General features: G+C 67.6%; 1 protein-coding gene. It reads left to right on the top strand.

Going from position 1 to position 1,471, the window contains the following annotated elements:
* Nucleotides 1–352 precede the first annotated feature (352 nt).
* Nucleotides 353–1,441, top strand: a complete 1,089-nt coding sequence (locus HMPREF2883_RS02030; protein ID WP_070658723.1) for an alpha/beta hydrolase — start codon at nucleotides 353–355, stop codon at nucleotides 1,439–1,441.
* Nucleotides 1,442–1,471: the final 30 nt, after the last annotated feature.

Here is a 1,471-nt window from a genome sequence, read left to right as displayed (position 1 = left end):
CGCACAGCTGGGACTCCGTCGGCAACGCATCACCAGGATGCAGGCTCTTGGTGAGAATGTAGTTCTTAATCTCGGAAATTGCCGTGGATGACTGAGTCATCGGGGTGGTGGTGAGGCCGGCCATGACACCGCGGGACATCTGCATGGCCCCATTGTCCGACTTTTGGTTCATTTACGCTGGTGAATGTCGAATCGTACTCATTCGTGCGATCTCGAGGGGCTCCGGGCGGCTGCTGCGCTGAGGGTGGGAGTCGACGTCGGCCGGCTGGCGGCGGCGGGCCCCGATACCGCAGATCAGTGACTGATTGTGAGTGGGTTGCCGCTATAGCGCTCATAGTGCAACAGTTACGGCATGCCCCACCCGCATGAGGCGCTTCCCGCCCGTCCTGCCTACGACAGTGCTACCGCAGCTCTGCTTGAACGCATCGAGTCGCTCGGCGTCTTCGGGACCATGACGGTGCAGATAATCCCGAGCTGGCGTGCACCGGCTGATGAGGTCCGGGCGGGTTTCCTGCTCAGACATCCCGACATCGACCTGGAGGACGTTGACGTCCTTCGTCAGGACGGGACGACGCTCCCCGCCGCGGTTGCACGGAGCGCCCAGGGCGCCTGCGCGGGCCGCCCCGGTCCTCTGTTCCTCTCGCTGCACGGGGGAGGGCTGGTGATGGGGTGCCGTTTCAACGGTCTGTCGACCGTTGTCCCGTGGCTGCGGAGGTACGGGGGCGTCATCGTCAGTCCTGAGTACCGTCTGGCCCCGGAGCATCCGGCACCCGCCGGCGTCGAGGACTGCTACACCACGCTGTGCTGGGCGGTCGAGCACGCCGAGGAGCTCGGTGCCGATCCAGGGCGCGTCATCGTCGTCGGGCCGAGCGCCGGGGGAGGGCTGAGCGCCGGTACGCTGCTCATGGCACGAGACAGACAGGGCCCGGCCGTTCTCGGCGGGCTGCTGGACTACCCCATGCTGGATGACCGCACCGGCATGCCGCACTGGCAGGGCTCGGTCTCAGCGCGTCAGTACCCGCACGACGGCACCTGGCCGACGGCGTACAACAACGTCGCCTGGGACGCTGCGCTGGGGGAGCGGCGCGGTACGGATCTGGTCTCCCCCTACGAGGCCCCCGCCCGCGCCACGTGGCTGGGCGGGCTGCCGCCGCTGTTCATCTCGGTGGCCTCCGCCGAGGTCTTCCGGGACGAGGATGTCGCCTTCGCCTCGAGGGTGTGGCGCGATGGCGGTGATGCCGAGCTGCACGTCTACCCCGGGGGCACGCACGCCATGGAGTTCGTCAATGCGCGGTGGCTCGCACGCGGACTCACTGCGGCGCGCGACCTGTGGATGGAGAGGCTGCTTCGTCCGGAGGACCCGCGCCTCAATGTCGTGGCCGTGGCCCAGGCCGGCACCTATCCCGCCCTGACGGAGGAGTTCTCTACGGGTTGTGCGTGAGGACTGCGAGGAGTGGGGTGTAGTGCTGGG

Origin of the sequence: Actinomyces sp. HMSC075C01 (assembly GCF_001812965.1) — a bacterium.
Classification (GTDB): domain Bacteria; phylum Actinomycetota; class Actinomycetes; order Actinomycetales; family Actinomycetaceae; genus Actinomyces; species Actinomyces acetigenes.
This window is presented reverse-complemented; position numbering and strand designations above follow the sequence as displayed.